General features: G+C 31.8%; 1 protein-coding gene and 1 pseudogene. One reads left to right on the top strand and one right to left on the bottom strand.

Features of this window, described 5'->3' with window-relative positions; translation table 11 throughout:
- A pseudogene (locus EAI80_RS13550) lies at nucleotides 1–181 on the top strand (hypothetical protein); the annotation flags it as partial.
- 200 nt (nucleotides 182–381) lie between these two features.
- On the opposite strand, the gene EAI80_RS12815 reads toward EAI80_RS13550, so the two are convergent.
- Nucleotides 382–1,731 carry an MATE family efflux transporter gene (locus EAI80_RS12815; protein ID WP_129982347.1) on the bottom strand — a complete coding sequence of 450 codons (1,350 nt, stop codon included), beginning with the start codon at nucleotides 1,729–1,731 and terminating at the stop codon, nucleotides 382–384.
- Between the last annotated feature and the right edge of the window lie 304 nt (nucleotides 1,732–2,035).

Here is a 2,035-nt window from a genome sequence, read left to right as displayed (position 1 = left end):
AAGAATGATGCTTGTCAGTATATACCATATGATTCTTACTGGAGAGACATTTAATCCTTCAGATTATGAATCATTTAAAAATCCTAAGCCACCTATAAAGCAACAAGTTTTAACAGAAGAATCAGCGATAGAGTTTCTTAAGAAATCAGGTTTTGACGTTTCTAAATTAACTAAACCATAATATTCAATTATTCTATTTTTTCTAAATTATTCAAACTTATTTTTAAGTTTGTCTTTTTTTATACGTTTTGATTGATTTTTGTTTCACACTTCGTCCTCCCTACCACAATTTAATCAAACAGAGTTAATCTCTGTCAATATGTAAAACAGGAGAAGCTCCTGTTAACCTTTAGATGTATCACTTAATACCAGCATATTTCATTATAATCCTCCCTCAAAACTTAACAGATTATGTTTATTCATTTTGTAGTATACTAATCCTACTAGATCTGCAAGTGCCCAGCCTATTGGAACTGACCACCATATACCAATGACTCCTAGTGTTGGTATAGAAGATAAAATATAAGCTAAAGCGACTCTTGTACCAAGTGAGAATACTGTCAGAACAACACTCATACCTGGTCTTCCTAAAGCACGATATAAACCATATAACAAGAATAAACAGCCTATACCAATATAGAATGCACCTTCTATTCTTAAGTAGCGTACTCCTTCTAGGATGATACTTGTTTCATTTGCATCTATAAAAATCATCATTAAAGGTTTCGCAAATATATAAACTAGAATAGAAATGATTATACAGAATATTGAAGAGATACGAACAGCTTCTTTGAGTCCTTTTTGTATTCTTTCTTTTTCTTTGGCACCATAGTTTTGAGCAATGAATGTAGAAAAAGCATTTCCAAAGTCCTGTACTGGCATATAGGCAAAAGCATCTATTTTTACTGCAGCTGCAAATGCAGCCATAACAACTGTACCAAAGCTATTAACTAACCCTTGTACCATCAGTATTCCTAGATTCATGACTGATTGCTGGATACAAGTAAGAAGTGAAAAAGAGATGATCTGTTTGATTCTTTCTCTTTTTAAGTAACTGATTTTAAATATTACAAGTACTTCTTTATATTTAAGTAGTGTATAAAGCATGATGCCTATACCTGATACATATTGAGAAAGTACTGTGGCAAGGGCTGCACCCCCTACTCCAATCTTTAATACAAGTACAAAATAGAGATCTAGAATAATATTCAAGATAGAAGAGATGGCAAGAAAGATAAGTGGAATGACTGAATTACCAATAGATCTTAAATAAGCCGAAAAGAAGTTATATAAGAATATCGCAATGATTCCCATAAAGATATATGAGAGATAACATCTCATATCACCCCATACCTCATGAGGCACGCTTAAGAAGAGTTTAAGTGCATCTATACATATATAAGCAATGATATTAAGTAATATGGATATGAAGGCGATAAAGAAGAAGGAAGCACATAGATCCTGTTTTAATCCTTGTTTATCTCTTTGTCCAAATCTAATAGAAAAGAGTGCACCACTACCCATACACAAGCCTAATATAATAGATGTAATGAAGGTCATTAGAGTAAAAGAAGAACCGACTGCAGCTAAAGCTGTTTTTCCTAAGAACTGCCCTACTATTAAAGTATCCGCAATGTTGTAACATTGTTGTAAGAGATTTCCTAGTATCATAGGTATCGCAAACAACAGCATTGATTTTACAACAGGTCCTTTTGTAAGATCTTTATTCATTATATGCCTCCCTTGCGTAAGTATGAACTTACGTTATGTAATAACTATAGTATAATAGTATGCTTATATCAACTTATGATTTATTTATTGGAATGATAGATATGTACTTAAATGGTTTAAACGAATTAGATATAATATATTTTTTTGAATACCCGCATTCCACAGGTAATTGTCAAAATAAGATATGACAGTTTCAATTTTCTTGGCATTTATGTATAAAAATAATATTTGAATACCCATAATCTACAGGTAACGATTTAAGAGAAGTGTGGAGCAGAAATATTCAGGATATAGACTATTTGTC

It is taken from the genome of Catenibacterium sp. co_0103, from assembly GCF_004168205.1.
GTDB lineage: Bacteria > Bacillota_I > Bacilli_A > Erysipelotrichales > Coprobacillaceae > Catenibacterium > Catenibacterium mitsuoka_A.
The sequence above is the reverse complement of the archived record's forward strand: the minus strand, read 5'-3'. Positions and strand labels throughout refer to the sequence as shown.

Coding starts and splice junctions, on each gene's coding strand:
- EAI80_RS12815 (WP_129982347.1), bottom strand. CDS start 1,731: ATGAATAAAGATCTTACAAAAGGACCTGTTGTAAAATCAATGCTGTTG.